1 protein-coding gene and 1 pseudogene are annotated in these 1,274 nt (G+C 66.6%); both read left to right on the top strand.

Going from position 1 to position 1,274, the window contains the following annotated elements; genetic code table 11:
• Positions 1-522: glycosyltransferase (locus DYI24_RS26735; protein WP_164574470.1), on the top strand; the 522-nt coding region annotated here is incomplete at its 5' end.
• Between the two features lie 109 nt (positions 523-631).
• Positions 632-1,274: pseudogene (locus DYI24_RS26730) on the top strand (undecaprenyl-phosphate glucose phosphotransferase); the annotation flags it as partial.

The raw sequence follows: 1,274 nt of genomic DNA, 5'->3' as shown, positions 1-1,274 counted from the left end.
GGTGAATTCCGTCACATCAAGGGCGCCGATCTGCTGGTCGACGCGATTGCGCGGCTGCGGGCCGAGGGCCGTTCGGTGACGCTGACGCTCGGCGGCGACGGCGAAGAAACCGCGGCGTTGAAGGCGCAGGTGGCGCGGCTCGATCTCGGCGCCGCGGTGCGTTTCATCGGCCACGTCAAAGCTCGTCATGGTTTCGCGCAGGGCCGTCTGCTGGTGGTGCCGTCGCGCGGCGATTCCATGCCCTATGTGGTGATCGAAGCAGCCGCTGCCGGCGTCCCGATGATCGCCGCCAATGTCGGCGGCATCCCGGAGATCTTTGGTCCGGACCATCGCGACGCGTTGTTCGCCCCCAGCGATCCGGCCGCGATGGCAAAGGCGATTGCGGCCGCGCTCGACGACCTGAACGCCGCCCGAGACCGGGCCAGGCGGCTGCGCGAGCGGATCTTTCTGCACTTCTCGCAAAAGGCGATGGTCGAAGGCGTGCTCGCCGGCTACCGCGAAGCCTTGGCGCAGCAGCGCTGAGCGTCGGCGGTCGCGCTAACCGTTTCTTGCGACTTTTCCGTTAAGGCCCGGACCGGGGGAGTTCGCCGGACGACAAAGTCGTGCCGACGCAAGAGACGGACATGAACAGATGGAGCCGATCAGCGCACGCTCGATGATCAGCGCTGCAGCGACGGAAGCCGTGGTCGCCAGCGGCGACGGCGCGCCGCGCGTGGAACGCCGCAAGCGTTTGTCGCCGGCCGCCCTCGCCGTCGCCAATCAGAAGGTTCCGCCGGCGTTTTCGCCGATCGTGATCGCCGGCTCCGTCCGCCTGGCTGATTTCCTGGTGATCGCCGCCGTCGGCATCGCGCTGTACTTCGCGCTGGTGGTCCGCCGCGATGGCTTTGCTTGGGAGTACATCGCGGCGATCCTCGGCACCACGGCGACCGCAATCGTCGCATTCCAGGCAGCCGACCTCTACGAGGTGCAGCTGTTCCGCGGCACCTTGAAACAGATGACCAGGATCATCTCGACGTGGTCGATCGTATTCCTGCTGTTCATCGGTGCATCGTTTTTTGCCAAGCTTGGCGGCGAAGTGTCGCGGCTGTGGCTGGGTTCGTTCTTTTTCGCTGGGCTCGCGTTGCTGATCATCGAGCGACTGTCGGTGCGCGCGCTGGTGCGGCACTGGGCGTCGCAAGGCCGGCTCGACCGCCGTACCGTGATCGTCGGCGCCGACGCTAATCGCGCCAAACTGATCGAAGCGCTGAAGGCCGAGCACGCCGACGCCTCCGACC

Source organism: Rhodopseudomonas sp. BR0C11 (assembly GCF_010820945.1).
In the GTDB taxonomy this organism is placed as follows: domain Bacteria; phylum Pseudomonadota; class Alphaproteobacteria; order Rhizobiales; family Xanthobacteraceae; genus Rhodopseudomonas; species Rhodopseudomonas palustris_H.
The sequence above is the reverse complement of the archived record's forward strand: the minus strand, read 5'-3'. Positions and strand labels throughout refer to the sequence as shown.